Source organism: Ancylobacter sp. IITR112 (genome assembly GCF_041415945.1).
Lineage (GTDB): Bacteria > Pseudomonadota > Alphaproteobacteria > Rhizobiales > Xanthobacteraceae > Ancylobacter.
Genome location: NZ_JBGCUS010000001.1, coordinates 740,216 through 767,112, shown reverse-complemented (window position 1 = coordinate 767,112; position 26,897 = coordinate 740,216). Strand labels below are relative to the sequence as shown.

The following is a 26,897-nucleotide window of genomic DNA, read 5'->3' as shown; positions in this document are numbered from 1 at the left end:
CCGGCCTCATGGCCGGGGTCACACCGGCACCCCTCACTTCTCGTCCGGTGGGAGAACCAGCTCGACATGGCTGACATCGAGAGCACGTGCCAGCTCATAAAGCGTAATGATCGTCGGATTGCGTCGGCCACGTTCGAGACCACTGAGATACTGCTGGCTCAGCCCCGAGCGCTCGGCAACCTGTTCCTGCGTCAGGTCCTTGGCCTGACGCAGGCGGGCGAAATTTCGTCCGACCAGCTTGCGCATATCCATGCGCAAACCGTTCGCAATTCCGTCGTGCCGAGTTTATCAACTATAATATGTAAACGCATTTGGCCCGAATGGAACCCGGCCCGTCCGGGCTGGGTCTGCAGCATCAAACGGCAGCGTGCGCGCTCGCGACACGATGAAGACCAAAGGCGATATGGTTGCGCTGGATATAGCCGACCGCCCTTATGTCACCGGCGCGCAGCGCACCCACGATCTCGTTGAGTTCACTGGCCAGATCGGCAATCTGTTCCTCGAAAAACGCCTCGATCACGCTGTACCAGATGCGCGAGGCCTGGAAGTAATAGCGCTCATGGGTCTCACGCAAAGCGAGATTGGCGATGAGCCGGTTCGTAGCATGATGGAGTTCATGGTTGAGCTGCCAGAACGCCTCCATGTCCCGCAGGCCTCTCAGCGCCACCAACCGGTCCTGAAGCAGCAGGATGGTTGAGAGGGCGCGCGGTGCCTCGTCTTCTGCGGGAAACTCGCCCATCATTTCGCTCAGGCGCAGCCGGAACGCGTAAATATCACGGAAGGCGTTTGGATCGACGCCGGTCACCATCGTTCCCACGCCGTTGCGGGTCTCGGTGAGTCCGTCATATTCCAGCCGCTGCAGCGCCTGGCGCACAGGCGTGCGACTGACTGCGAATTCGTCGGCGAGTTCGTGTTCGCCAAGCAGCATGCCGGGCGGGTAGCGCAGCAGACAGATCCGGTCTCGCAAGGCCCGGTAGATGTCCGTCACTTGGCCACGCGGGGCACGTGTCTTTGAGTTTTCGCTTGTCGCGCTTTCGCTCACTCAATGCTCCCGAAGCAGAATGCCATAATCATCCCGCTGGTCCGCGATCCCGGCAAGACGCAGGCAGTCCCACATCATCGCCTGATTGCTGGTCACAACGGGTTTGCCGATCCGGCGCTCGAGTTCCTCGATGATGTCGAGAGACCGTAGAGCACCACAGCTGAGGTGGTCCCCATTCGCCGGACATTTTGGCGGCTTCGCTAAGCTTGGTTCTGGTGTGTGTCACGCCGCCTTGTTGATGCCGTCGCAGGCCATGTGGACCTCCTCCGGCGTTCTGCCGCCGAGAGCCGAGTGGGGCCTCGTGCGGTTGTAGTAGGTGATCCATCGGCCGATCCCGGCGCGGGCCTCGGACCCGGTCTCGAAGGCGTTGAGGTAGATGCACTCGTATTTCAGGGACCGCCAGAGGCGCTCGATGAACACGTTGTCCATCCACCGGCCGCGGCCATCCATGGAGATCCGCACGCCAGCGTCCAGCAGCACCTTTGCGAAGCGCGGGCTGGTGAACTGGCTTCCCTGGTCGGTGTTGAAGATGCTCGGCCGCCCGAACCGGGACAAGGCCTCCTCCAGTGCCTCGATGCAGAAGTCGGCCTCCATGGTGTTGGAGAGCCGCCAGGAGAGAACCCTGCGGCTGTGCCAGTCCATGATGGCGACCAGATACAGGAATCCGCGCCGCATCGGGATGTAAGTGATGTCGGCGCACCAGACCTGGTCGGGCTCCTCGATCGCCATGGTGCGCAAGAGATAGGGGAAGATGCGGTGCTGCGGGTGGCGCACCGTGGTCTTCGGCCGCTGGTAGATGGTGGCCAGCCCCATGCGGGCCATGAGGCGCCGCACACGCTTGCGCCCAACCTCGTGCCCCTGCCGGCGCAGATGGCGCACCATTTGCCGCGAGCCGTACCACGGCGTCTCGAGAAACTGGCCGTCGATCGCCCGCATAATGGCAAGAGTCTCGGGGCTTTCGATCCGCGGCCCGCCGTAGAAAGCCGACCGGCTGATGCCGACCAGGGCGCACTGGCGCGTGATCGGTAGTCGGGGGTGATCCGGTTCGATCATGTCGCGTTTTGCCCCCACGCTCATCGCCCGGAGGCCCGACGCAAAAAATCCCGTTCCACCACCAGTTGGCCGATCTTGGCATGGAGCTGGTCGATCTCGCTCTCGCGGGCGGCGTCGGCCGCTTCCGCCTTGCCGGAGAACACTGCGGCCATCCCCTCGATGGCCTGCTTCTTCCAAGCGTTGATCATGGTCTGGTGGAGACCATGCTTCGCCGCCAACTGGGCCACCGTCTGTTCCCCGCGCAGTGCCTCCAGGGCCACCTTCGCCTTGAAATCCGATGAATATCGCTTCCTCTTCCCGGTCATCGGGCTCGTCCTTCCGTCAGGCCGAACCAAGCTTAACTCCCTGTCCGGATTTCGGGGACCACCTCATGAGTGATCCGGATTCGATCGCCTATTACGGGGGCTACTGGAACTATCTCGGCATGGAGTTCGGGCGGCCGACGCTGATGATTGTGAGGCCCGGTCGGGTTCCGGTGATCCTCACGCCATTGATGGAATCAGACATGTGCGCGGCCATGAGCTGGGTCCGGGACATTCGCCCCTGGAGCGATGGTGGCCGGGAATGGCGGGACCTGCTCATTGGCCAATTGGCCGGCCCCGTGACCGCCATGGCACTCGGGATCGAAGCGGCCCGTCTGCCGAACGTGGTCGCCGCCGAGATCAGGGAGCACCTTCCCGACCGCACCCTGTCGGACATTGCGCCGCTGATTGCAGAGCAGCGCATGATCAAGTCTCCGGACGAGATTGCCATCATGCGCCAGGCCGGCGAGGTTGCCGTTTCCATGATGGATGCGGCTGCGGACGCGATCGATCCCGGCGTGCCCGAATATGAGATCGCGCTCGCCGCCATGCAGGCCGGCACGCGCCGGGCCGCCTCCCTGCTGCGCGATCCGCACGACCGCTACGTTTCGCCGCTGATCCACAATCTGCAGATCCTGCAGTCCGGCACCGACACCTGCATGGTCCATCGGCGCGCCGGCGTGCGCCGGCTGGAGACGGGCGATCCAGTCTATATCTGCTTCTGCGGCATGGTGAGCTTCCGCAACTACAAGCTCGGTTTCGACCGCCAGTTCTTCGTGGGGACTGTGACTGACGAACAGGCGCGCATCCAGGAGGCCTCCGTGGCTGCCCAGCGCGCCGCGCTGGCCATGATCCGCCCCGGCATACGCTGCGAGGCGGTCAACGCCGCTGCGGAAGAGACCTATGCGGCGGCCGGCTTTTCTCCAGGCTATCGAACCGGCCGCTCTGTCGGCATGTCGCTCTTGGAGGTACCGGAACTCAAGCGCGGCGAGACGCGTGAGCTACGGGCCGGCATGACCTTTGCCGTCGACGGCGGCATTACCGTGCCCGGCAAGGGCGGGGGACGCATCGGCGACTCTATCGTCGTGACAGAGGATGGCTTTGACTATCTCACGTCCTATCCCCGCGACCTGAGGGTTCTCTGAAGCAGGAAGCCGCAGAGGCGAGGATGGAACGGGATGGGGACCGCTTTCACCGGGGATCACAGCCTTCAGGATGCCTGGGCAGGGATCGACGGCATCAGGTCTACCGTTCCCTGAAGACACGGGCGCTCCTCTACAGGTTTCGTCCCGGTCAGCACCTGGCGGTCGTTGAGCTTTCGGACCAACTGAGGGTCAGCAACACGCCTGTGCGCGAGGCGCTGATCCGACTGCATGCCGAAGGTCATATCACCGCTATACCCGCACGAGGGTTTTTCGCCCGCGAACTGCGTCTGCGCGAAATGCAGGAACTCCACGACCTCCTGCAGCTTCTGCTCCGACACGGCCTCGAAGTGACCCCTCCTCCGGCATCATCTCGGCTCTTATCCGATTTAGGACGCCCGCCTTTGAACCCGGGCGACCCGAGGACGGCCATTGCGCTAGCCCGCCGAACGGAAGCCGTCTTCCTTGGCATAAGCCGATGGATGGGTAGCGATGTGATTGAGCGCAACGTAGCCGACCTGTGCGAGCGGACTCATCATGTGCGCCGCTGCGCCTATCGATCACCCGATCTGACCATCCCGCTCTATGACACCCTCGCGGCCTTGGCATCCGCGTTAGCCTACGGAAGAAGGGAGGCGGCCGAGCGCTCTCTGAATGATCATTTCCAACTTCTTGAGGCGGCGCTGCCGGATTTGGTCATGCGCGCACTCGCCACGTCCTTGGTGCAGGACTGACGCGTGTGACCGGGAGGACATCACCTCGACTGAGTAATGTCCTGAAAGGCGGACACTGTGGATCTCAATGTCCCCACTGATCGGTCCCCATTCGCAAATCGAGCTTGATCGTACCAGCGCCATCTCGCGGCGCGATGAAACTTTCCTTGGGGACGTTTTACGCCGCCAGCCTGTACGGCCGCACCAGGATATCCGCCGGCATACCCCACTCCTTGCTTAACTTGCCGATCATATCGACAGTCAGGGCTCGCTTGCGGCGCAGGACTTCCGATGCGCGCGGTGCCGAGCCGAGCAACACCGCAAGATCCTGCTGCGTTCGCCCGGTCACTTCAAGGAAAGCGCGCAGCGCTTCGACAGGATCGGCATCTGGCAGCGGAAAGTGCCGCTCCTCATACGCTGCGATAAGGTCCGAGAGCACGTCGAAGCGGTCCCCTTCCGTCGAGCCCGGTTCAGGCTGCTGCTCGAAATAGCGCGTTACCTCGGCCAGCGCCCACTCATAGTCCGCGTCGGTCTTGATCGGTCGAATGTCCATCAAACGGTCTCCGGATCTATGGCGTCATATTCAGCGTGAGTGCCTACGAACTTGATCAACACCCGACGGAATGGATAGGCGACGTGGACGATGCGTCGGAACTTGTTGCCACCGACATCAAAGATCAGGCGGTTGTCCCCTATGAAATCCACGGTAGTCCCGAACGTCGCTTTCACGTCCTGAGGGCCGGCCCACGCGGCCTTCGCCACGCGGGCATACCAGAGCACGAGTGGCGTCTCAGCTTGCGGATAGCGCTCCCAGAAGAGCTTGAGAGTCCGGCGAGCGATGATCTGCATAGGTGCTTATAGCGAATTCCCGGGTTGGGAACAAGAGATTTTCCCAAATTGGGAACATCGTCTCCACAGACAGCGCCACTCGGAGTTGGACGGTATCCGTGGCGCCCGTATCCTAATGCGCATAACGCTCTCGCTGCTCCGCGAGCGGAGACGGCATGACCGTGCCATCATCCATCTCGTCATTCGGCTCGATCCAGCCGGCCAGAGCGACCCGTTCCAGTGCCGCGCCGATCGCCAGGAGCTTCATGTCCCGATGATGCGCACCGATCAGCTGCAACCCGATCGGCAGACCGTCACCATCCCGCCCGATGGGAACGGTCAGCGCCGGGTGACCGGTCAGATTGAACAGGCATGTGAACTGCGACAGTGCATTGCCAACAGGCACCGCAACGCCGGCTACCGTCACCTGCTTCTGGTCGAGAGGCGGTGCGGCGACCGGCGTCGTCGGCGTCATCAGGACATCGACGTCTTTGAGCACCGCGCTCACCTCGGCCTGCTCCATGGCGATCAGCCGGAGAGCCTGCACATAATGCTCGGCCAGGATGAACTGGCCTTGAAGCAGGCCTTCGCGAACATCTTCCCCATACAGATCAAACCGGCGCTGGAGATTTCTCCGGTGCCAGGCAAAGGCCTCGACGAGTTGAACGGCCAGCGAGCCGTGCGCACATAGGTTGGGTCTGGCAACACAACCTCGATGACATGAGCCCCGAGCCGGCGGCATTCCGCGATCAACTGATGCACGCGCAGGGCAATGTCGGACGCGACATTCTCAAGATAGACGCCCTCAGGCACGCCGATGCGCAGGCCGTGCAGCGAGTTGCCGCGCTCAGAATGATCCGCGTTGGCTCCCACAAGAGTCTCGTCCGCCTCGCGAACGGCCAGGAACACCTCGGCCGCGTCACTGCAGCTTCGCGCAAGAATCCCGGCATGATCCAGCGACCAGCAGAACGGCACCACACCCTTCAGGCTGATCTGCCCACGGGTCGGCTTGAAGCCAATAAGGCCGCACAAGCTGGCAGGAACACGAACCGAGCCGCCCGTATCGGTGCCGAGCGCAAACATCGCCGTGCGGTTGGCGACAGCAACAGCAGAGCCGCTCGAGGATCCACCTGCAAGACAACGACGATCATGCGGATTGGCCGGGGTGCCAAAGATCGGGTTGGCGCCGGTAATGCCGTAGCAGAATTCGTGCAGATTGTTCTTTCCCAAAAGGATGGCTCCCGCTGCCTTGAGGCGCTCAAGCGCCCGCGCGTCTCGGAGCGGCCGGTAATCATGCATGGCGCGCGAGCCCGCCGTCGTCGGCAGCGCCACTGTGTCAAAGACATCTTTGCAGGAGAAGGGGATGCCGGCTAGGCGCCCAAATGCGCCAGCCTGCTCCACCATGCCAGCACGCGAGAGCGCATGTTCCGCACCGATCGCGACATAGCTGAGATCGCAACTGTTGCGCGCTTCAGCTCGTGCCAGAAAAGCCGCGGTCACCTCTTCCGGTCGAACCTCGCCGGAGATCATCAGCCGTCGGAGCTTGCGCAGGGACAGACGCGTGAGGTCGCTCATTGGCCTTTTTCCTGGAAAGGAGGGATTGCCGGTCCGATGTCGGCGAGATCCTCATCGGAGAGCCTCTGCAAGCCTGCCAGCAGATCGCCCAGGCCACTGACGAGGCCATGCCCTGCCCCGTGTCCCAGCGGCGCCAACGTCGCTGTGAGGTGGTCCCCGAAATCCGGACAGGGAGTTAAGCTTGGTTCGGCCTGACGGAAGGACGAGCCCGATGACCGGGAAGAGGAAGCGATATTCATCGGATTTCAAGGCGAAGGTGGCCCTGGAGGCACTGCGCGGGGAACAGACGGTGGCCCAGTTGGCGGCGAAGCATGGTCTCCACCAGACCATGATCAACGCTTGGAAGAAGCAGGCCATCGAGGGGATGGCCGCAGTGTTCTCCGGCAAGGCGGAAGCGGCCGACGCCGCCCGCGAGAGCGAGATCGACCAGCTCCATGCCAAGATCGGCCAACTGGTGGTGGAACGGGATTTTTTGCGTCGGGCCTCCGGGCGATGAGCGTGGGGGCAAAACGCGACATGATCGAACCGGATCACCCCCGACTACCGATCACGCGCCAGTGCGCCCTGGTCGGCATCAGCCGGTCGGCTTTCTACGGCGGGCCGCGGATCGAAAGCCCCGAGACTCTTGCCATTATGCGGGCGATCGACGGCCAGTTTCTCGAGACGCCGTGGTACGGCTCGCGGCAAATGGTGCGCCATCTGCGCCGGCAGGGGCACGAGGTTGGGCGCAAGCGTGTGCGGCGCCTCATGGCCCGCATGGGGCTGGCCACCATCTACCAGCGGCCGAAGACCACGGTGCGCCACCCGCAGCACCGCATCTTCCCCTATCTCTTGCGCACCATGGCGATCGAGGAGCCCGACCAGGTCTGGTGCGCCGACATCACTTACATCCCGATGCGGCGCGGATTCCTGTATCTGGTCGCCATCATGGACTGGCACAGCCGCAGGGTTCTCTCCTGGCGGCTCTCCAACACCATGGAGGCCGACTTCTGCATCGAGGCACTGGAGGAGGCCTTGTCCCGGTTCGGGCGGCCGAGCATCTTCAACACCGACCAGGGAAGCCAGTTCACCAGCCCGCGCTTCGCAAAGGTGCTGCTGGACGCTGGCGTGCGGATCTCCATGGATGGCCGCGGCCGGTGGATGGACAACGTGTTCATCGAGCGCCTCTGGCGGTCCCTGAAATACGAGTGCATCTACCTCAACGCCTTCGAGACCGGGTCCGAGGCCCGCGCCGGGATCGGCCGATGGATCACCTACTACAACCGCACGAGGCCCCACTCGGCTCTCGGCGGCAGAACGCCGGAGGAGGTCCACATGGCCTGCGACGGCATCAACAAGGCGGCGTGACACACACCAGAACCAAGCTTAGCGAAGCCGCCAAAATGTCCGGCGAATGGGGACCACCTCATACCTGGTTCCGAATTTTTTCGCCGCCAACAGCGATTTACCCTCTATGATACGGGCGTGTAGCGCTGGCCGACTGAGATAAGCGGCCAAGCTGGTACGATAGCGCGCTTCGTGCGATTTCAGGGTGCTCTCGGGACTGTGCCGAGCACAAAAGAAAAGCGCGGAGAAGCGCGCTTCACGTGCACACAAATTGCACACGATCTCCAGTCAAGCCGTTGAAAAATAAAGAAAATTTCTGCGATCCATCATAGGCGCGACGGAGAATCTAAGCGATTGGTTTTCAACCATTAGTCTCAGCTTCAGCCATTATGTCGTCTCTTCACGATCCGCCTTATCGCCCCGATACGCACCATTGTCCGGGTCTTCGTCGCGGGCGCGCGTCAGCACGCGGGCATTGGCGGCATTCACTAAACTAAAATCCGGCCGCTGGAGAGCCCGGATTCTTCGAAGCGGCCCTATGTCGACGGAACGCTCCCTTGCCAAAGAGATGCGCCCCTTGGGGGCGGCGCATTGCGATCGTCAGAACCCTTCCGGCGGAGCGTCTGCGCTTGGCAAAGGTCGGTAGCGGGCGACATAGGCCCAAGCCCGCTGATTCGGCGGCCGGCACATGGGAGGAGCAAGCTTAACCCCTGCGACGGAGTGCAGTTCATGGAGGCGCTCCGTCCTGACGGCAAGCGGCGGCCCGCTACTTCATCGGTCGCTTCTCCAGCTTGCGGGCGAGCGTCCGCCGGTGCATGCCGAGCCGGCGGGCGGTCTCGGAGATGTTGAAGTCGGCCTCCACCAATGTCTCGTGAATGCGCTCCCATTCCAGGTTCTTGAGCGAGGTCGGTCGGCCCTGCAGTGGCACCGATACATCGCCCTCGACGCGCGCGAAGGCTTTTTCGATGTCGTCGGTGTTGGCGGGCTTGGGCAGATAGTGGCTGGCACCGAGCTTGATCGCCTCTACTGCCGTGGCGATGCTGGCGAAGCCGGTGAGTACCACGATGCGGATGGCGGGATCGTGGGCGTGCAGCATCTTCACGCATTCCAGCCCGGATTCACTTCCGAGCTTGAGGTCAACCACGGCGAAACCGGGTGTCGTGTCGGCGAGGAAGCGCGCCACAGCATCAAGACCGGCACAATGGTCGACTGCATAACCACGACGTTCGAAGGAGCGGCGCAGCGCACGGGCGAGGCTGCTGTCATCCTCCACGATCAGAAGGCGATTCTCGCTCACACTCTCGTCTCCGACAGGGCAGCGAGCGGCAGGCGCAGCGTCACGCAGGCTCCGCCTTCCCCCCGGTTGCGCGCCTCGACCGAACCGCCCAACCGCCGCAGCACATTGACCACGAGGAACAGCCCAAGCCCAGCGCCGGCCCGCGGCTTGGTGGAGCGATAGGGCGTACCGAGTTCGGCGAGAATGGCGGCGGGGAAACCGCTGCCGCGATCCGTGACCTCCACGACGAGGGTGCCATCCCGGCGCGCGGCGCGCATCTCCATCCCGTCCGGCGACGCCTCCAGCGCGTTGTCGAGCACATTGACCAGCACCTGCCTGAGCGCGAGATCGGAAATGATGGGCTCGTCAGGTTCGAAGCCATTCTCATAGGTGAAGCCGACCAGCGCACGCGCGGCCCGCCAGTCGGCCACTGCCGCGTCGAGAAAATCGCGAACGGTGGTGCGCACGGTGCCCTCGCCCCGGGCCTCGCCGGATGAGAGAAGGATGCCGGTGACGATCGCCTTGCAACGGGCAAGCTGGCCCTGCATCTCCGAGATGTCCTGTGCAAGGTCCGGGTCGGTGGTAATAGCCGGCAGGCTCTCCCAGTCCTTCAGGATGACCGAGAGCGTGGTGAGCGGCGTGCCCAGCTCATGCGCCGCGCCGGAGGCGAGCAGGCCCATGCGCACGATGTGCTCCTCCTCGACCGACTGTCGGCGCAGCTCGGCGAGATGCGCGTCGCGCGCCCGCAGATTGGCGGTGATGCGGGTGACGAACAGCACCAGCAGGCAGGCGGCCAGCACGAAGCAGATGAACATGCCCTGCACATGCAGGCTCCAGAAACCACCCATATGGCTGTGCGGCATCACCAGATCGCGGTGCCAGAGCGTGAGGCTGATGAAGCAGCCGGTGGTGATCGCCACCAGCGTCCAGACCGACCAGGCCTCCAGCAGCACCGCACCGAGGATGACCTGCAGCAGGAACAGGGAGATGAAGGGGTTCTGCGCGCCGCCGCTCAGATAAAGCTGCGCGGTGAGCGCCGCGACATCCAGCAAGAGCTCGATGAACAGCTCGGTATTGGTGACGCTCTCCTGCCGGCGGTAGCGCAGCAGGCTGACGATATTGAGCGCCAGCAGGAAAGCCACCACCGCCAGCATCTCCGCAAGCGGCAGGGGAATCGCGAACTCGAAATGCACCAGCCAGATCGTCACCAACTGGCCGATGACAGCGATCCAGCGCAATTGCGCCAGCAGCAGAAGATTCTTGCGGTTGGTGGTATCGACGGTGGTCAGCGGCGCCACAATGTCTCAACTCCCGTGCCGGCGCGCGGCTGCGTATTCGTATCGTGCCGTCCCAGAGCCGGCGCGCGGGCGAACCGCGCCATACTGCCCGTTCTAGGCCGCCGGCGCCCTGACGCCCATTGGGCATTCTGTCCAAGCGCGCCATCCGGCCCCGCTTGAGCGGTTGTCTCGCGCGGCCCGAAGCGGCCGTTCACCACAGGTGCGGCGCGAGCCGCACATCTATCGGGCGAACCGGTTCTCTCTCGCCTTCATCATCGCCGTAGCCGCGCTGCACATCATCAACTCGCTCAGCCACGACACCAACTGGACCGTCGGCCATGTGCATTCCTGCGCGCTCGGCTGAGTCGCCTTCATCCGCTTCGGCGCGCTCTGTCACATTCCCTCCTCGGCCAGCGTGCCGAGGACGATATCGGCCCGCGCCGACACCGACACTTTGGGCAGGATCGTCACCTCGTAGCCAAGAGCCGGATAAGCGTCGCGCAACCGGTCATATTCGGCCAATGCCACAGAAAAATCGTGCCGGCGCTCGGCATCTCCGGCATAGATTTCCGGCCAGGGAGGCGTCAGGAAGACGCGGCGATTATAGCGGTGAGCATCGCAGAACGCTCTGTCCAGCGGCGTCGCCATTGCCGAAGCCAGGGCCGCCACGGCGTCGATCAGCCCGCGATCAAAGAACACCCATCCGCTGTGCTGCCGCGCCGCCGCCCTGTCGTCCAAAGCGAGCGCTATGGCGCGCCGGGCAAAGGCGGCAAGATCGAGCCAGGGCAAGGCCGATCCGCCGCTGAGGAGCTGTTCGCTGACGATCCGGCGGCCGGGCTCCTCGACGACGGCACAGCCGCGGCGTGCCAGTTCGGCCAGCAAGGTCGATTTGCCCCCGCCCGAGCAGCCGGAGATCACGACGAAGCGGTCCATCGGCACGCCCCTCGATCAGGCCGGAGCCTGAAGCGCGGCGACTTTCTTCTTCAGCGCCTTCATTTCCTCGAAACGCGGGGTGATGTCGCGCAGAAGCGCCGCCATGCCCGTGACCTTCCCGGCCTCGTCCTTGATGAGCGCTATGGTGAATTCCAATGAGATGCGCCGCCCGTCGCGGGTCAGCCCGGGCACGGCCAGCATGTCGCCAGCACCATAGCGGCTCTCGCCCGAGGCCACCGTCTCGCGGTAGCCCTCCCAGTGGCGGGCACGGAAGGGCTCGGGAATGATGATGTCGAGCGATTGTCCCAGCGCCTCATCCTCGGTGAAGCCGAAAATGCGCTCGGCGCCGGGATTCCACAGCACGATATCGCCCGCAGCATCGCTCACCACCACAGCATCGGCGGCGCTGTCGAGAAGCGCATCGCCGATTATCGCGCGCGTGAAGCCGGGGCCGGTGCGCGAGCGACGCGCCGCGACGGCAGCAGCCGGGACCGGCGGCGCGGAGACCTGCGGCGGTTCGTCAAACAGATCCTCGACCGCGCCGAAGAACTCATAGTGAAGCCGTTCGGAGGAAACCCCGGCCCGAGCCAGCGCGGGCACGAAGGTGCGCAGGAAGCCGAGCGGGCCGCAGAGGTAATATTCCGCTTCAGCGACCGGCGAATGTTCCAGCAGCCAGTCGGGCGTCAGATGGCCGGCGCTGTCATAGTCGTGCCCGGCGCGTTCGTCCTCGCCCGCCCTTGTGTGAAAGAACGTGGTCTCGGCCCCCAATGCGGCGGCAAGGCTGCGCACATGGGCGCGGAACGCATGGGTGGCGTTGTTCTGCGTGCAATGAATGAACTGGAGCCGCGGCGTGCGGCCTTCTGCCGCCAGCCCTTCCAGCATCGCCACCATCGGCGTGAGCCCGACCCCCGCGCTGACGAAGACCAGCGGACGCGCATCCGAGGGGGCAAGCACGAAGCCGCCGGAAGGCGGGGCGATGTCGAGCAGCGTGCCCTCGCCTGCCGCGTCATGCAGCCATGTCGACACCGTCCCCTCCGGCTCGCGCTTCACCGAGATGCGGTAGGTTTCGCCATTGGGCGCGGTGGAGATGGTGTAGTTGCGCTTCTGCCGGCCGCGACCGGGAATGTCGGCGAACAGCGTCAGATGCTGGCCGGCCCGATGCGGAGCCGGAGGGCGCCCGTCGCGCGGGCGCAGCACGAAGGAGGTGATGACGTCACTTTCCCGGATGCGGCGCTCAAGCACAAAGGTGCGCACGCCCTCGCCCGCCTCTCGCCCGGGTTCGTCCGTCCGTGCGCCGCTTTCGTTCATGGCTTGCCTCCCCTGAAATCATGTATACGCTATACATGTATCAGCGAACTGGAAAGCCTCCAGACAACGGCCATGCAACTGACGCGCTATTCCGACTACGCCCTGCGCGTGATGATCTTCCTCGCGGCGCGGGGCGACCGGCTCTGCGCGATCTCAGAGATCGCCGCCGCCTATGCCATTTCCCAGAACCACCTGATGAAGGTGCTGCATGGTCTCGGTAAGGCGGGTTACGTCATCAGCGCGCGAGGACGCTCCGGCGGCTACCGCCTGGCGCAGCCGGCGAGCGCCATTCGCGTCGGCGCGCTGTTGCGTCATACAGAGGGCGATGTCTGCCTGGTCGACTGCGCCGGCTGCGCGCTCGCCGCCGGATGTGGCGTCGCCCCCGTGCTCGAAGAGGCCATGGATGCCTTCTTCGCCGTGCTGGACAAATACACTATTGCCGATCTGGTGGCGCGCAAGCCCGGCTTCCAGGGATTGATTCTCTCGCTCGGCCTTGTTCCGCCGCATGCCGGAGCCGTCCAATGACGGGCGCTCCCTCACCCCTCACCGCTCCGCCCGCGGCGCGTTGCTGATCCCCGCCACGCCGCTCCGGCAGCGGACCGCAGCGCCATCTTTTCTCCGATTTGGAGGCCATCGTGTCTGTCAGTTCCCGCCTGAGACTGTTCCGTCCAATCCTCGCCGGCGCGAATTTGCGGGATCGCATGCTCGCTTGCGCCGGAGCTCTGGTCGGCATAGCGCTCACCGGGCTGATCTGCGCCTATGCCGCCGCCGACTCACAGCAACTGCTGTGGCTGGTGCCGCCGATGGGCGCCTCGGCCGTGCTGCTCTTCGCCGTGCCGGCAAGCCCGATGGCACAGCCCTGGCCGGCGATTGGCGGCAACGCTCTGTCCGCCCTGGTCGGCGTGATTGTCGCGCATTACCTGCCGCTGTCGCCACTTTCCGCCGGAATCGCCGTCGGGGGCGCGATAGCGCTCATGTCGCTGCTGCGCTGCCTGCATCCGCCGGGTGGCGCCGCCGCGCTGGTCGGGCTGTTCGCCGGCGCGTCCTCCAGCTACACCTTCGCTCTGCTGCCGGTGGGGGCGAACGCGGCCGTCCTTGTCGCCTCTGCCTGGGTTTATCACCGCTTTTCCGGGCACACTTATCCGCATGTCGCCAAGCCTGCAGCAAAGCCGGCGAAGGAATTGCCCTGGACCTTCCGCTCCTCCGACCTCGCCGCCGCGCTGGAACGTACCGGCGAGACCTTCGACATTGACGTGAACGACCTTGAACGCCTGCTGCGCGAGATCGAACAGGCCACGGTGGCACGCTCCTATCGCGATCTCACTTGCGCCGAAATCATGCATGAAGGAGTGATCGCGGCGCGGCATTCCATGTCGGTCGACGAGGTACGGGCGCTGTTCGTCCAGCACGATGTGCGCCGGCTGCCTGTCCTCAATGCGGAAGGGGCGATCATCGGCGCCCTCGGCCTTCGCGAACTCGCCGCGCCCTCCCCCGCGCTGGCGCAGGCGATGGTGCCCGCCAGCACCGCTTCGCCGGACACGCCGGCCATCGCCCTGCTTGACCGTTTCGCCAAGGGGCGCGTCCACGCGGTCTTCATCGTGGACGCCGATGGCCGCCCGCTGGGTGTCGTGACCGAAGCGGATTGGCTTGCCGTGCTCACCCGCGGCCTCGGCTGAACGAAGCGCGCGCAGGCGGCTGCGGCGGAGAGGCTGGTCGCGCTCGTCGCGTGGTCGACCGCCTTATGCCCGCATCTCTTCCCCGCCGCCGATATCGGTGCGGCGCGATGCGCGGCGGGGGGCACGGGGGCGGCAGCCCTTGCTACGTAGCAATTCGGCGAGCAACTGCATGCGCGCCAGCGGCGAACGCGCTTCGGCGCCGATTTTGGCGAGCTTCCCGGTTTCAAAGGCGGAGATCACGCTGTCATGAACATAACTGGTGCGGCAGACGGTAAGCGTGTTGGCGAGTTCATCGGCCAGCGGCGCGATCGCCTCTCGGATCTGGCGGCGGCGCCCGCGCTCGCTCCCTGCCGGCTCGAGCTGCCCCAGGCGCTCAAGCACGCCGAGCGACGCTGTCAGCGTGCGGAAATCCTTCAGTGAGATCGAACGGCTGCTGATCACCTTCAGAAAGGCATTTACGTCGGTGCCTCGTACCGCGTGCAGACCGCCATCCTCGCCCCGATACTTGAACAGCCGCGCACCGGGGATTTGCTTCAACTGCGCCAGAGCCCGCGCCAGGTCGGCATCGCGGCAATGCTTCTCGATCGGCTTTCCGCCCTTTCCCCTGAAGGACAGCGCGACCTCCTCGTCCTTGAGGCGCACATGTGACTTGAGCAGGGTCGTCGCCCCGCGCGTGCCGTGCTCGAGCGCATATTCCTCGCTTCCGGCGCGGATGGCGGTGAGCGCGACGAGTTGCACCACGGCGGCGAGGGCGAAACGACGCGAGGAGGAGGGCTGGCGCAGTTCGCGGCGCACGCAGCGCAGAATGCGCGGCAGCGCTTCGGCGAGACCGGACAGCCGGTCGGCCTTCAGCGTCTCGCGGATGAGAGTCCAGTCCGGATGATAGCGATATTGCATCCGGCCGGCCGCATCCTCCCCGACCGCCTGGAGATGCGCGCGCGGATCGCTGGCAAAACGTACATCCCGATAAGCCGGCGGAACCGCAAGCCGTCGCAGCCGCGCCAGAAGCTGCGGGTCCTTCAACGGCGTTCCGTCCGCGCTTTCATAGCTGAAGCCGCGCCCGCGGCGTTTGCGGCGGATGGTGAGCGCGGCGGGTGAGACGATCTTCAGGTCGAAGCGGCGCGCCAGGCGCCGGAGCGTGGTTTTCTCGGTCATGATGGTGAAATGCGCCTGCCGCAAGATCAGCCTCAACGTGGCGCGGGCCACCCCGGTTCCGGCGGAACGGTCCGCCTCGCACCGGCGTTCTCATTGGGTCACGCGGGAGGACATCATGGACATGCACGAACAGGCGATACGCGAGCGGGCTCACCGGCTCTGGGAAGAGGAAGGCCGTCCCGAGGGGCGGGCCGAGGATCACTGGTTCCAGGCCAAGGAGATTGTGGCGCTCGAGGAGGGCCGCCCGGAAACCCTGCTGTCGGTGGAAGAAACCGCCACCGCCCCGGTGGAGCCCATCGAGGCGCTGGTCAATACCGGCGAGTTTCCCACCCTGACTGATCAGGGCGAGATGGAAGTTCCCCATCATCCCGCGCCCGAGACTGATCGCGACGACGCCGCCTGACGCGCAGCGGCGCTTGCGAGCACAGGCGGGACGGCCGCTCCGGCCGCCCCGCGCTTCGGTCAGAGATTGCGTTCGATCGCGCCTTCCACCTTTCCCAGCATGCCGCCCACACCGGATTTCGACACCTGGCCCGCCTGTGCGCCGCTGTCGGGCCGGGCCGGCGCCAGGCTCGGCTCGCCACCGAGCGGCTGGGATACCTGACCGGTAAATTCGGCACGGCCATCCATGCTTGGCCCCGTCGACCAGCGGCCTTCGGGAATCGAGCCATCGGTCATGTGGCCGAGATAGACATAGGAAAAGTCGCTGTTTTCCTGCTCCTGCGGGAAGCTGTCAGGAATTGGCAGCGCCGCCGCGCCGCCGAGTTCCTCGATCGCCGCCAACCATTGCTGCTGGTGCATGGTGTCGCGGGCGATGAGAAAAGACAGCATGTCCTTCATGCCGGGGTCGTCGGTCATGTTGTAGAGCCGCACCGCCAGAACCCGGCCGGAAGATTCCGCCGTCACATTGGCGTACATGTCCGCCGCGATGTTGCCCGAAGCATAGACATGGGAAGCGTTGAACGGCACCCCGTTGGCATCCGCCGGCAGCGCGGCAAGGCCGGTCGAGAGCAGATGGCGGAAGTCCATCCCGTTCAGCACGGCGCCGCCAACGGCATCGGCGGAAATCTCCTCTTTGAGCGAGAGAGGCGCGTTTTCGAGATTCAGCGCCACGGCGGTGGCCAGCATCTCGATATGGCCCAGTTCCTCGGTCGCCGTGTTGAGCAGCATGTCGCGGTATTTCGCCGGGCCGCGGGCGCCAAAAGCCTGGAACATGTACTGCATGGCGACGCGGATCTCGCCCTCCACCCCGCCGATCGCCTGCTGCAGCGCTCGGGCGAAGACAGGATTGGGCTTCTCGACGCGCACCGGGTATTGCAGCTTGCCGTCAGTGTAGAACATGGGAACCTCCAGGATATGCCGGGGCGGCCGGCGCCTCGTCGGGCGCCGCCGCAGGATGGCTGTCATTGTTGGCGTCTTGGCAGAACCCGCTCAGGGCCGTGCCCGCAGACCAACCGGCCAAATCCGCCATCGTTCCGAGATTATTTAAACTTTGATAAACTATGGCAGCCAAGTAGTGGATGAAGGTATGACTATATGAGAGGCGCTTTTACCTTCTAACGCCACCATACGACACCCCGAACAACTGGAGGCCGCCGGACATCACGCCGTTGCACGCCGCGCCGTCCGGCCAACAGGAGGGCTTGGCGGGTTCGGATGCGGTTGCCGCTCCGGCGCATCGTCACGCGGGCGCGAGTTCAGGCCGGCTCCAGCCGCGCCAGGTGGAGCTTCACCCCGCTCTTCTCGGCCACCGCGGCCAGATCACCGACCGGCGCCGCCTCGGTGACGACGAGGTCGATGTCGCGCAGCGACCCGAGGCGCACCAGCCCCCGGCGGCCGAACTTGCTGCTGTCGATGGCGAGGATCACCCGTCCCGCCTGCATCATCGCGGCGCGCACGGCGGCGACTTCGGCATAGTCGTCATCGCCAATATCGCCATCCTCGTCGATGCCGCTCACCGAGATGACGACGAAGTCGAATTTGAACGCCTGGATGAACTCGGCGGAGGTCTGGCTGAACACGCCGCCATCGACCTGCCGCACGAAGCCCCCGGGGACGGCGATGGTGAAATCCGTGCAGTCGCTCAAGGTCGAGGCGACGCGCAGACTGTAGGTGACGACGCGCAGCGCCTTGTGGTCGACCAGCGCGCGAGCCACCGCCTCGCAGGTCGTCCCGGTGTCGAGGAAGACGGAGGCATTGTCAGGCACGAGGCGGGCGACGGCGGTGCCGATGGCCTCCTTGGCCTGCGCATTGGCGACGCGGCGCTGACGATACACTGTCGGGTCGATCGGCGTCGACGCCACCGCGCCGCCATGCAGCCGGCGCACCTTGCCCTCGCGTTCCAGCGCGACGATGTCGCGCCGGGCGGTCTGCGTCGTCACCGCGAAGCGGCTGGCGATCTCCTCGATCGAGATATAGCGGTTCTGTTCGAGGTACTGCACGAGGAAGGCGCGGCGGCGCGCCTTTTTACCCTCGTCTTCCCGCTCCTCGTCGCGCATCAGCATGTCGGCTCTCGAACGCACATTGCACAATAGTCAACGACCCATGCGGCGTCCATCTGGCGCCCCATGGGTCGAGACCGCTCGGTGCCGGCCGGACCCTGGGGCCCGGCCGGCGCGGATCGGCGAAACGGCGCGTCAGAACCTGACGCTCAGCGTTCCGGTGAGGCCGTTGTCGCTCTGGCCGGAGCCGAACTGCCCGTCATATCCGACACTGATGGTAGCATATTCCGTCGCGAGGAATTCAAGGCGCGCCCCGAACACCGCGACATTCTCAGCGATCGGCGCGCCGGCGACGGAGAACACGTCGCCGCCGACAAAGGCGAGAGAGGCTTCGGGCGTGATGTCGCCGGAGGCGTGCTGCCAGCCGACCGTTCCGTGCAGCTTGGCCAGAGCCGTGCCGACATTGAAGGTGGTCGAAGCGCGCAGGCCGAGCGTGGTGAAGAAGGTGTCGAGACCGTCGCTCCCCCCGCCCAACGCGGTCACACCGCCCTGCTCCGCGAAGGAGTCGTTGCTGAAATGGACATAGGCGAGATTGGCGAAGGGTTCGAACACCGCCTTTTCACTCTCGAACCGGTAGCCCAGTTCACCGAAGACCTGTGAGGTGGCGGCATCGTAGGCTGCCGTCAGCCGCTCGGCGATGGTCGGGATGTTCACCTGGCGCGTGGTGTCGATGCTGTGCCAGGTATAGGCGGCGCCGAGGCGCACCCCGACCGGGCCGGACTGCGTCCCGGCATAGAGGCCGAGATGGACATTGTCGCTGTCGGCACTGGCGGCGAGGTCGTCGAGGCTCACCGAGGTCTGGCTGTAGCCCGCCAGCATGCCCACGCGCCAGTTGCCGGGCAGCCCGGCATCGAGGCCGCCGAGAACGCCGCCGGTATTGCTGGAAAGACCCGAAGCGTTGCCGTCGCCGTCGACCTCGTTCCACGAGCCGAAGCCGCGCATCCACATGGCGACGCCCTTGGTGTCCGCCGCCACCGGGCGGGGCGCCTTGGTATCGAGGCCGACCACCGCCATGTCGTCGATGAGCGTCTCGCCCGCCGAGGCGCGCAGGCGGTCATCCATCGCGTCGCGGACATACCGGCTGTTGCTCACCAGAACGCCCGCCGTGGAAGCGTGCAGTTCACCGCCGATCTGGGTGAAGATGGCGCGGGCCGTGCCCGCATCCTGCATCACGATGGCATCATAGAGCGCGTTGCCATAGCCGAGGCTCTCGGCGCCGCGCGCCGCCGCCTGCTGGTTGCTTGTGTAGCCGACCTTGTCGAACGCCGTGTCGTTGCGCGATAGCATCAGTTCGATCTCGGTCTCGCCATAGGTCAGCGTGGGATCGAGAAAGGCGAGGCTGGAGGAAATGTCGGCGAAGGCGCCGTCAATGCCGCCGGCCGAGGTGAGGATGGTATAGGCGGTCTCCGGCAGATAGTCGCCGCCGGCGGCAATGGCGACGACACTGCCGCCCTCGATAGTGGTGGTGCCGGTGACGGCGACACGGTCGCTCATGCCTTCGGCATTCACCTCGACCTGGTAGTAGGAACCCGCCGCGAAGGTCAGGTCGCCGGCCACGTTGAGCGTGCCGATGGACTGGCCCGGCGCCAGAATGCCGCCCGAGGCGACGCGCAGATCGCCCACCGTGCCGGTGCCGCCCAGCGCGGCGCCGTCGAACACGGTGGTGAGGGCGGAAGCGGCGATGGAGCCGTTCACCACCAGGAAGCCCTCTTCCACGCGGGTTTCGCCGGTATAGGTGTTGTCGCCGAACAGCCCCAGCGCGCCCTCGCCCAGCTTCGTCAGGCTGCCGGTGCCGGAGATGACGCGGGCGATGGCCACCGCATTGTCGGCTTCCGCGATCTCGATGCTGCCGCCGCCAGCTTCCAGCACGACGGCACGGTCGAGCAGCGCCATGTCGGTGCCGGCGATGCGCAGCGTGCCGTCATCGAGATGCAGGCTGGCCGCCGAGGTGCCGAGCGCGGCGTCCTCGTCGACGATCAGCGTGCCGCCATCAGTCACCAGCGTCTCGCCGATGAAGCTGTGGTCGTCGATGCAATAGTCGACAATGGCCTGCTGGAAGCGCGGATCGGTGCTGGTGCAGTCGAGCAGCGTCTTCTTCTCCTCCTCCGTCAGGTCGGTGAGGATGGGATTGCCGTTCTCGTCGGAAATCTGCCCGAGATAGACATCGGTGCGCATATTGTTGCGGGTGAGGTAGAACTCCTTGTTGTTCTCCTCGAACACAGTGGCGTCCGAGCCCCACACCAGCCGGGTCTTCTCGACTTCCGCGCTGTCCACCGTCTCGGTGTAGGTCACCAGCGCGGGACCGATCCATTTCAGCGTGTGCGCGACCGGCTCGTGGTCGGCGAGCGGGGAGGTGCCGTCATTGGTGAAGCCGACATCGTCAAGCACGCCGGTATAGGCGTCATTGGGATCGTCGACGATGGTGTACCACTTGCCGAAGGGGCGGGAGACCAGGAAATGGTCGATCGTCACGCGATCCCAGCTTGTCCAGGTATTGGTGGCGTCCTCGCCGGCGGACGGCCAGGTCGTGGTGCCATCACCCAATTCGTGCGGGGCGAAGGGCTCGCGCTCGGCCTCCGTGGTCAGCAGCATGTACTGCTTCTTCAGCACGTTCATGGTCACCGGCGTGTTCGAGGCGACCGGATAGGTCTCATCCTCGAAGGTGATGCCGTTCTGCGCCATGTCCTTGGCGATGATCGCTTCCCACTGGCGCCAGCTCAACTGCGAGATGCTGGTCTTGCCGGGGAATTCGTCGCGATGCGCGTCGAAATAGGCCTGGATCACGTTGCGATAATGCACCGTGCCATTGCCGTCGATCACCTGCATCGAGGCCGCATAGGCCTGATACTCGGTCTCCTTGCCGTCGGGCGTGTATTCGAGGGCGAGTTGCTTCCACAGCGCCGAGGAGCCGCTGTCGACGATGGTGCGGGCGAAAAGATAGGACTGCTGCTCGGCATTGTGCAGGCCGCGTTCAGAGACATCGCCGGCATTGAAATCGCCAACGAGGATGATCGGCGTGTCGGAGCTCGCCGCCCAGCTATTGAGGCCCTTCACCTCGTTGAGGCGGATATTGGGCTCGTCATAATAGTTCAGATGCACCGAACCGATGATCGTCTGCGGCACGCCGTTCTGCGCGTCGATCTTCTGGTAGGCGACGGCGTCGCCGAGCGTGCTGGAGCCGAAGCTGCCGGAGAGGCGGCTGAGCACGCTGACATCGCTGATCTGGGTGCCGGCATAGGTGCCGAGGCCGGCATCGCCGAGAATGCTGGTCAGGCCGGGAATGTACTTGGTGTTGGTCCGCGATTCCTGCAGGGCGATGATGTCGTAATTGCCGTTGATGAAGAAATCGGAGGTGACGCCGAGATTGTTGGCGTACTGGTCGCCCCAGGTGTTCAGCGTCAGGATGCGGATCGTGCCGTCCTGCGCCTGAGCGGCGGCGGCGCCGAGGACCGTCATGGCGGCGCCGCACAGGAACCGCGAGGTCAGAGTGGCGAGGCTGAAGTCACGTCGGTGACGGCTTGTCCTGGTAGTCATCGTGCAGTCCCCATGCGCCCGGAATGGCCAGAACCGAACCGAAAGCGCCAGCGGCTCGCGGTTTTCGGTCGGCAGTTGATCGAGGATTGCTGATTTGGCAGATCAGTATGTCACTTAGATAACATTTTGATCGCACGATAACGAAGCGGGACAGGAAGCGGGCAGCGTGCCTTTCCGGTCACGGCGGCCTGTCCCGACCGGGCGAGCCCAGGCGCGCGCGCCCCGCCCCTCCCAAGCGGCGGCTCTTCGACCAGAGCATGTTTGACGCTTATATATCTGATTAGACTGATAATTTTTCACTGACGCAAACGGAGCGGCGTGGGCCCGCCCGACAAGTCGACGGATTTCGGGGGCTACGGAATCGTTCCGCCACGCGAGTTGGTCGCCTCATCGCCACGGGTAGCCGACGGCGAAACCGACGACCGGAAGCATCAAATGACACTTCATGGAGAATGTTTTTCGACATAAAATGTCGCTAAAACAACATTTGTTGGTGCAGCTCTGCGACTCTGTGCTGCCCATGAGAAAGGGCAGGAGGAACCCCCTGCCCTTTCCCGCCTTCCGCCGGCGCGGCACCCGGCCACGCCCGCACCGCTCACCAGCGGCGGTGATGGTGATCGCGGCCGATGAAATAGCCGACCACGACGCCCGCGAGAGCCGCCGTCACCATGCCCGGGAGCACGTCGATGCGGTTGGCGACCGCCGCATTGCCGGCGGCATAGAGGCCCGAGGCGCGCTCGGCGGCGTCATGCACACCGTCGCGGACGCTGTCGGCAGCGGCGGACATGTTGCGGCCCGTGTCGCGCATCAGCGCATCGGCGCTGGACGGCAGATTTTCGTTGATCTTGTTGGGGTCGACCATCGGCAAGCTCCTGTGACGTGGACTGCCCGAACAACGCCGGCCGCCGATCCGCGTTCCCATGGCCCGCCATCCATCGCCGGCGACGGCGACGAAAGGTGCGATGAGGCTTCCCGCCTGATGCCTGCTCCCCCCCGCCGCGCCGACGCAGTCATCGGCCGTAGCCCGCAGGCACGGCGTAGGGCGAGAGGTCGCGCCTGAGGAAGCCGCCATCGCCAGGCTCCCCGACAATACGGCCGTCCTCGGCCATCACCTTGCCGCGCAGCAGGGTCATGACCGGCCAACCCGTCACCGCCATGCCCTCATAGGGCGTATAGTCGGCGCCGTGGTGCATCAGCTCCTGGCGGATCGTCTCCTTGCGGTTAGGGTCCCACAGCACGATGTCGGCGTCGAAACCGGGGGCGATGGAACCCTTCTTCGGATAAAGGCCGTACATCTTGGCGTGGTTGGTGGAGGTGAGCGCGACGAACTCGTTGAGCGTGATCCGCCCTTCCACCACCCCCTTGGAGAACAGGATCTGCAGCCGCGTCTCGACGCCGGGAATGCCGTTCGGTACCCAGCGGAAGGAGGTACGCGCCTTCGGGTTCAGCTTGCCCCCGTCTCCCTCATAGAAGAAAGGACAGTGATCGGAAGAGAAGGTCTGGAACACGCCGGTGCGGATGCCCTCCCAGATGGCGTCCCAGCTCGCATGGTCGCGTGGCGGCGGCGAGCAGACATATTTGCCGCCGCTCTCATCCATGTTGAGGCCCTTCATGTCCTCGGCGGTGAGCGCCACATATTGCGGGCAGGTCTCGCCATAGACCTTCAGCCCCTTCTGCTGCGCCCAGCGGATCTGCTCCATCGGCTCGCGGCCCGACACATGCACCACCATGATCGGCACGTCGGTCAGTTCGGCATGGCTGATGGCGCGGTGCGTCGCCTCGCGCTCCACCGATGGCGGACGCGAGGTGCCGTGATAATAGGGCGCGGTCTTGCCGGCCGCCTCCAGCTTCCGGGTCATGAAGCGGATGGCGTCATAGCCCTCGCAATGGACCATGACCAGCGCGCCGCAGCCGCGCGCGCAGTCGAACACCTCCAGCAACTGGCCGTCGTTCAGCACCAGGTCGTCATAGGTCATGAACACCTTGAACGAGGTGTAGCCGTCGTCCACCAGCGCCGGCAGTTCCTGCCCCAGAACGCTGGGCGAAGGATCGGAGATGATGAGATGGAAGCCATAGTCGCAATAGCACTTGCCCTCGGCCTCCTTGTGATAGTCCATCACGCTCTGGCGCAGGCTCGCCCCGCGCGGCTGCAGCGCGAAGGGCAGCACCGTGGTGTTGCCGCCGGCGATGGCCGAGCGCGTGCCGCTCTCGAAATCATCCGCCATCGCCGGGCCGCCAAAGGCCGGCTGAGCGAGGTGGACGTGGCTGTCGATGCCGCCGGGCATGACCAGCAGGCCCGAGGCGTCGATCACCTTCGCGCCGCCGGCAAGGCTCTCCGCCACTGCCACGATGCGCCCGTCGCGTATGCCGACATCGGCGCGCACCGTGTCTGAAGCGGTGACCACCGTGCCTCCGCGTATGACCGTATCGAATTCGTGCATGGGCGCCTCGCTGGCTCAGTTGGGGGGGACGCGGCTCCGCCGGCATGCGCCCCGCCTGCAAGTCACGCACCACCTCCCGGCAGCAAAGGGCGCGACGCGGTCCCCCGCGCGCGACGCGCCCGCGCAGCTTACGGAGGGAACGGCGCCCGCTCGTTTACGGTCAGCCACCGCCTCCTGGTTAGGCAGAGGTACGACCGCCCCCCGCCCGCCCCTAGCTCTCGGCCACGGGATGGATGTGCGGGTGCGAGTGGGTATGGCTGTGCGGGTGGCTGTGCAGCGCGGCCGGGATGAGCCGCCCGCCCTCGATCGCCATCGCCCGCGTCGCCAGTTCGGCGATGAAGCCGTCATCATGCGACACCAGCAGCATGGCGCCGGGAAAGGCGTGCAGGGCCGCCCGCAGGCGCTTTCCGTTCGCGGCGTCGACGCCATTGGTGGGCTCGTCGAGCAGCAGCACATCCGGCTTCATCGCCAATAGCCCGGCGAGGCAGACGAGACGCTTCTCGCCGCCGGAAAGCCGATGGCTGATGCGCGGCGCCAGCGCGCCAATGCCCAGCATCGCCAGCACCTCCTCGGCGCGGCGCAAGGCTTCCGCCTGGGTGCAGCCGAGATTGAGCGGGCCGAAGGCGACATCCTCGATCACGCTCGGACAGAACAGCTGGTCGTCGCTGTCCTGGAAAAGATAGCCGATGCGCGGGCGCAGGGTACGGAACTCCCGCTCGCTACCGCAGGCAGTGCCGAACAGCCGGACCTGCCCGGCACTCGGGCGCTCCAGCCCGACCAGCGTGCGCAGCAGCGTGGTCTTGCCCGCCCCGTTCGGCCCGACAATGGCGAGCCGCTCCCCCTCTGCCAGCGCGAGGCTGACCCGGCTGAGTACAGCGGCGCCGTCACGGATGACGGTGATCTCTTCAAGCGAAAGCAGCGCGCTCATAGCCGGTCCGCCAGGGTGAGGGCGAACCCGAAGGCCAGCGCGGCCGTCACCCCGGCCCAGTCCCGCCGTGTCGGCGGCGGCAAGGCGAGGCGCGGAAAGCGCCCCTCATAGCCCCGGCACAGCATCGCCTCCTCCACGCGCTGCGCCCGCGCCAGCGCGCGCACCAGCAGCATGCCGACGAGATGGCCATAGCTGCGCCAGCTGTGGCGGTTCGTGCCTGGGCGGAAGCCGCGCACCCGCATTGCTTCCAGCAGCCGCCGCGCCTCGTCGCGGATAAGTGTGAGATAGCGGGCCGTGAGCACGAACAGCCGCACCAGCGTCTCCGGCACATAGAGCCCGCGCAGCGCGCCGCCGAGCCCGGCCGGCTCCACCGCCCCGAGCAGGCCGACAATCACCAGCACCGAGGTCGACACCTTGGCGGCGATCAGCGCCGCGCGCGCCATCCCCTCGACGCTCGCGGTGAGCGGGCCAAGCGAAAACAAGGGTTGTCCCGGCAGGGTGAACGGAAGCGTGGCGAAGAGCAGCAGCAGGAAGCCCTCCACATGCAGCAGCCGCCGCCACAGCTTCGCCTCCGGCCGAGACCACGCCACCGCCAGCACCACCACCCCCAGCGCCGTCACCGCGACGGGCAGCCGATGCAGCTGTGACAGGCAGGCAATGAGGACGAAGGCCGCGACGAGGCGCAGGCGCAGATCGCTGGTCGCGGCGGCGTCCGTCTTCATGCCCGCCGCCCCTTCGCCCACAGCGCCATGCCGGCGAGGCCGAGAATGAGGAAGATGCCGGACATCACATCGGCGAGGCGCAGGCGGTCGTCCATTTGCTCGATGCGCTCCATCAGCGGCGTCACCTGCCGCTGCACCGCCGCCTCGACCAGCGCGGCCAGCCGCGCGTCGCCCTGCGCGTCCACCGTCGGCACCGGACCGTCGACGGGCGGCGGCGCCGCAGCGGCGGCCGCGCCGCCGAAACGCGACGCCGGCAGGGTGGCGGCGGCGATATGGCCCTCACGGGTGTCGACCGTCACCGTGGCGTCGACGGGCGGCTGCGGCACGGCGAAGGCGAAGCGCCCCTCCCCGTCCGTCGTCCCGGAGGCGAGCGCGGTGCCGGCGGGGTCCTTGGCCGTCCACACCGCCCCGGCGGCGCGGCCCCCGCCGATAAAGAAGGCGTAGCCCGTCACCTCGCCGCCCTCGACCGTGGCGAACACTTTCAGCTTGTGCGCCTGCGCCGGGCCGGCGAAGGCCAGCGCCAGCAGAAGCGGCAGCAGCAGGCGGATCATGAGGTGACGGGCCTCAATGCCTCGGGCTGCACGCGGGCGAGGAAGGACACCACGGCGCCGGTGACGAAGGCTTCCACCAGCGCCAGCGGCAGATAGGTGGCGATGACCACGCGCGCCGCCGGGGCGAAATCGCTCGACGACAGCCACAGCGCCAGCGCCACCATGCCCCCGGTGCCGAGCACGGCCACCGCACCTGCCGCCGCCCCGGCGGCAAAGCGCAGGGACGCGCGCGGCGTGGAACGGATCACCGGCCCCAGCGCCATGCCGCACAGCACGCCCGGCAGCGCGATGTTCACCGTGTTCACCCCCAGCGTCGTCAGCCCCCCGAAACCGAACAGCAGCGCCTGCAACAACAGGGCCACCAGCACGGCGAGAAAGGTGGCGGGACCCAGCATCACCCCCATCAGCCCGGCCAGCAGCAGATGCACGCTCGACGGCCCCACCGGCACCGCCACCAGCGAGCCCGCGAAGAACGCGGCGGCGAGCAGCGCCGTGCGCGGGATCATCCGCTCATCGAGCCGCCGCAGCCCCAGCGCCACCCCGCCGGCGGCGATGAGACCGCCGCCGATGAGCACGGGTGCGGAAAGGATGCCGTCCGGGATATGCGCCATGCG

Annotated in this window: 28 protein-coding genes and 2 pseudogenes; 8 read left to right on the top strand and 22 right to left on the bottom strand. The window is 65.7% G+C overall.

Features of this window, described 5'->3' with window-relative positions:
* Positions 1 to 33: 33 nt before the first annotated feature.
* From AAC979_RS03495 to AAC979_RS03480, 4 genes and pseudogenes are all read right to left on the bottom strand, one after another.
* Positions 34 to 252, bottom strand: coding sequence for a helix-turn-helix domain-containing protein (locus tag AAC979_RS03495; protein ID WP_013167646.1), 219 nt, complete (start codon positions 250 to 252; stop codon positions 34 to 36).
* Positions 253 to 355: 103 nt separating this feature from the next.
* The gene (locus tag AAC979_RS03490; RefSeq protein ID WP_371345430.1) at positions 356 to 1,042 is read right to left on the bottom strand and encodes a GntR family transcriptional regulator; all 687 of its coding nucleotides are present in this window, start codon (positions 1,040 to 1,042) and stop codon (positions 356 to 358) included.
* A pseudogene (locus AAC979_RS03485) lies at positions 1,043 to 1,210 on the bottom strand (arylmalonate decarboxylase); the annotation flags it as partial.
* Positions 1,211 to 1,264: 54 nt separating this feature from the next.
* A protein-coding gene (locus tag AAC979_RS03480; RefSeq protein ID WP_371345425.1) for an IS3 family transposase occupies positions 1,265 to 2,400 on the bottom strand; the annotation gives its coding sequence in 2 pieces (ribosomal slippage) (positions 1,265 to 2,145 and positions 2,145 to 2,400; 1,137 coding nt in all).
* 65 nt (positions 2,401 to 2,465) lie between these two features.
* On the opposite strand from AAC979_RS03480, the gene AAC979_RS03475 reads away from it, so the two are divergent.
* From AAC979_RS03475 to AAC979_RS03465, 3 genes and pseudogenes are all read left to right on the top strand, one after another.
* The gene (locus AAC979_RS03475) at positions 2,466 to 3,542 is read left to right on the top strand and encodes a M24 family metallopeptidase (protein WP_371345429.1); all 1,077 of its coding nucleotides are present in this window, start codon (positions 2,466 to 2,468) and stop codon (positions 3,540 to 3,542) included.
* A 23-nt stretch (positions 3,543 to 3,565) separates the two neighbouring features.
* Positions 3,566 to 3,754, top strand: a pseudogene (locus AAC979_RS03470) (GntR family transcriptional regulator); the annotation flags it as partial.
* Between the two features lie 267 nt (positions 3,755 to 4,021).
* The gene (locus AAC979_RS03465) at positions 4,022 to 4,273 is read left to right on the top strand and encodes a hypothetical protein (protein WP_371348989.1); all 252 of its coding nucleotides are present in this window, start codon (positions 4,022 to 4,024) and stop codon (positions 4,271 to 4,273) included.
* Positions 4,274 to 4,430: 157 nt separating this feature from the next.
* Here the strand turns inward: AAC979_RS03465 and AAC979_RS03460 are convergent, their stop codons facing one another.
* From AAC979_RS03460 to AAC979_RS03445, 4 genes are all read right to left on the bottom strand, one after another.
* Positions 4,431 to 4,808, bottom strand: coding sequence for a type II toxin-antitoxin system HigA family antitoxin (locus AAC979_RS03460; protein WP_371345428.1), 378 nt, complete (start codon positions 4,806 to 4,808; stop codon positions 4,431 to 4,433).
* Positions 4,805 to 5,101 (bottom strand): type II toxin-antitoxin system HigB family toxin, encoded by a 297-nt coding sequence (locus AAC979_RS03455; RefSeq protein WP_371345427.1) that lies wholly within the window; start codon positions 5,099 to 5,101, stop codon positions 4,805 to 4,807. Before AAC979_RS03455 ends, AAC979_RS03460 begins: the two co-directional genes overlap by 4 nt.
* A 112-nt stretch (positions 5,102 to 5,213) precedes the next feature.
* Positions 5,214 to 5,642 (bottom strand): amidase family protein, encoded by a 429-nt coding sequence (locus AAC979_RS03450; protein ID WP_371348988.1) that lies wholly within the window; start codon positions 5,640 to 5,642, stop codon positions 5,214 to 5,216.
* Entirely contained in the window at positions 5,609 to 6,655 is a 1,047-nt protein-coding gene (locus AAC979_RS03445; protein ID WP_371345426.1) for an amidase, read from the bottom strand. The genes AAC979_RS03450 and AAC979_RS03445 overlap by 34 nt, the downstream gene beginning before the upstream one ends.
* Positions 6,656 to 6,866: 211 nt before the next feature.
* Between AAC979_RS03445 and AAC979_RS03440 the strand changes: the two genes are divergently transcribed.
* A protein-coding gene (locus AAC979_RS03440) for an IS3 family transposase (protein ID WP_371345425.1) occupies positions 6,867 to 8,002 on the top strand; the annotation gives its coding sequence in 2 pieces (ribosomal slippage) (positions 6,867 to 7,122 and positions 7,122 to 8,002; 1,137 coding nt in all).
* Between the two features lie 745 nt (positions 8,003 to 8,747).
* Here the strand turns inward: AAC979_RS03440 and AAC979_RS03435 are convergent.
* Together AAC979_RS03435 and AAC979_RS03430 are read right to left on the bottom strand one after the other, a co-directional pair.
* On the bottom strand, positions 8,748 to 9,278 hold the full coding sequence (locus tag AAC979_RS03435; protein WP_371345424.1) for a response regulator transcription factor: 531 nt from the start codon (positions 9,276 to 9,278) through the stop codon (positions 8,748 to 8,750).
* Positions 9,275 to 10,555 carry an ATP-binding protein gene (locus tag AAC979_RS03430; protein ID WP_371345423.1) on the bottom strand — a complete coding sequence of 427 codons (1,281 nt, stop codon included), beginning with the start codon at positions 10,553 to 10,555 and terminating at the stop codon, positions 9,275 to 9,277. Before AAC979_RS03430 ends, AAC979_RS03435 begins: the two co-directional genes overlap by 4 nt.
* A gap of 199 nt (positions 10,556 to 10,754) precedes the next feature.
* On the opposite strand from AAC979_RS03430, the gene AAC979_RS03425 reads away from it, so the two are divergent.
* A complete protein-coding gene (locus AAC979_RS03425; RefSeq protein WP_371345422.1) occupies positions 10,755 to 10,898 on the top strand; it encodes a hypothetical protein in 144 nt (47 codons plus the stop codon).
* A 29-nt stretch (positions 10,899 to 10,927) separates the two neighbouring features.
* Here AAC979_RS03425 and AAC979_RS03420 read toward each other — a convergent pair whose 3' ends face one another.
* Entirely contained in the window at positions 10,928 to 11,467 is a 540-nt protein-coding gene (locus AAC979_RS03420) for an AAA family ATPase (RefSeq protein WP_371345421.1), read from the bottom strand.
* A gap of 15 nt (positions 11,468 to 11,482) precedes the next feature.
* A complete protein-coding gene (locus AAC979_RS03415; RefSeq protein ID WP_371345420.1) occupies positions 11,483 to 12,775 on the bottom strand; it encodes a PAS domain S-box protein in 1,293 nt (430 codons plus the stop codon).
* A gap of 72 nt (positions 12,776 to 12,847) precedes the next feature.
* On the opposite strand from AAC979_RS03415, the gene AAC979_RS03410 reads away from it, so the two are divergent.
* The gene (locus tag AAC979_RS03410) at positions 12,848 to 13,300 is read left to right on the top strand and encodes an Rrf2 family transcriptional regulator (protein ID WP_371345419.1); all 453 of its coding nucleotides are present in this window, start codon (positions 12,848 to 12,850) and stop codon (positions 13,298 to 13,300) included.
* 110 nt (positions 13,301 to 13,410) lie between these two features.
* Positions 13,411 to 14,451 carry an HPP family protein gene (locus AAC979_RS03405; protein ID WP_371345418.1) on the top strand — a complete coding sequence of 347 codons (1,041 nt, stop codon included), beginning with the start codon at positions 13,411 to 13,413 and terminating at the stop codon, positions 14,449 to 14,451.
* Between the two features lie 63 nt (positions 14,452 to 14,514).
* Here AAC979_RS03405 and AAC979_RS03400 read toward each other — a convergent pair whose 3' ends face one another.
* Positions 14,515 to 15,606, bottom strand: coding sequence for a DNA topoisomerase IB (locus tag AAC979_RS03400; RefSeq protein WP_371345417.1), 1,092 nt, complete (start codon positions 15,604 to 15,606; stop codon positions 14,515 to 14,517).
* A gap of 115 nt (positions 15,607 to 15,721) precedes the next feature.
* Here AAC979_RS03400 and AAC979_RS03395 point away from each other — a divergent pair, with 115 nt between their 5' ends.
* Complete coding sequence (locus AAC979_RS03395) at positions 15,722 to 16,009, top strand: DUF2934 domain-containing protein (protein ID WP_371345416.1); 288 nt, start codon at positions 15,722 to 15,724, stop codon at positions 16,007 to 16,009.
* Between the two features lie 59 nt (positions 16,010 to 16,068).
* Here AAC979_RS03395 and AAC979_RS03390 read toward each other — a convergent pair whose 3' ends face one another.
* From AAC979_RS03390 to cbiM, 9 genes are all read right to left on the bottom strand, one after another.
* Positions 16,069 to 16,947 (bottom strand): manganese catalase family protein, encoded by an 879-nt coding sequence (locus AAC979_RS03390; RefSeq protein WP_371345415.1) that lies wholly within the window; start codon positions 16,945 to 16,947, stop codon positions 16,069 to 16,071.
* A 356-nt stretch (positions 16,948 to 17,303) separates the two neighbouring features.
* A complete protein-coding gene (locus AAC979_RS03385) occupies positions 17,304 to 18,110 on the bottom strand; it encodes a DeoR/GlpR family DNA-binding transcription regulator (protein ID WP_371345414.1) in 807 nt (268 codons plus the stop codon).
* Between the two features lie 132 nt (positions 18,111 to 18,242).
* The gene (locus tag AAC979_RS03380; RefSeq protein ID WP_371345413.1) at positions 18,243 to 21,641 is read right to left on the bottom strand and encodes an autotransporter domain-containing protein; all 3,399 of its coding nucleotides are present in this window, start codon (positions 21,639 to 21,641) and stop codon (positions 18,243 to 18,245) included.
* A gap of 595 nt (positions 21,642 to 22,236) precedes the next feature.
* Entirely contained in the window at positions 22,237 to 22,503 is a 267-nt protein-coding gene (locus AAC979_RS03375; protein WP_371345412.1) for a hypothetical protein, read from the bottom strand.
* 148 nt (positions 22,504 to 22,651) lie between these two features.
* The gene (gene hydA, locus AAC979_RS03370; protein WP_371345411.1) at positions 22,652 to 24,082 is read right to left on the bottom strand and encodes a dihydropyrimidinase; all 1,431 of its coding nucleotides are present in this window, start codon (positions 24,080 to 24,082) and stop codon (positions 22,652 to 22,654) included.
* A gap of 211 nt (positions 24,083 to 24,293) precedes the next feature.
* Entirely contained in the window at positions 24,294 to 25,010 is a 717-nt protein-coding gene (locus tag AAC979_RS03365; protein ID WP_371345410.1) for an energy-coupling factor ABC transporter ATP-binding protein, read from the bottom strand.
* Entirely contained in the window at positions 25,007 to 25,732 is a 726-nt protein-coding gene (gene cbiQ, locus AAC979_RS03360) for a cobalt ECF transporter T component CbiQ (RefSeq protein WP_371345409.1), read from the bottom strand. The genes AAC979_RS03365 and cbiQ overlap by 4 nt, the downstream gene beginning before the upstream one ends.
* Positions 25,729 to 26,283: a cobalamin biosynthesis protein CbiL gene (locus AAC979_RS03355; protein WP_371345408.1), complete on the bottom strand. Its 555-nt coding sequence runs from the start codon at positions 26,281 to 26,283 to the stop codon at positions 25,729 to 25,731. The genes cbiQ and AAC979_RS03355 overlap by 4 nt, the downstream gene beginning before the upstream one ends.
* Positions 26,280 to 26,894, bottom strand: a complete 615-nt coding sequence (cbiM, locus tag AAC979_RS03350; protein WP_371345407.1) for a cobalt transporter CbiM — start codon at positions 26,892 to 26,894, stop codon at positions 26,280 to 26,282. The genes AAC979_RS03355 and cbiM overlap by 4 nt, the downstream gene beginning before the upstream one ends.
* Positions 26,895 to 26,897 lie beyond the last annotated feature (3 nt).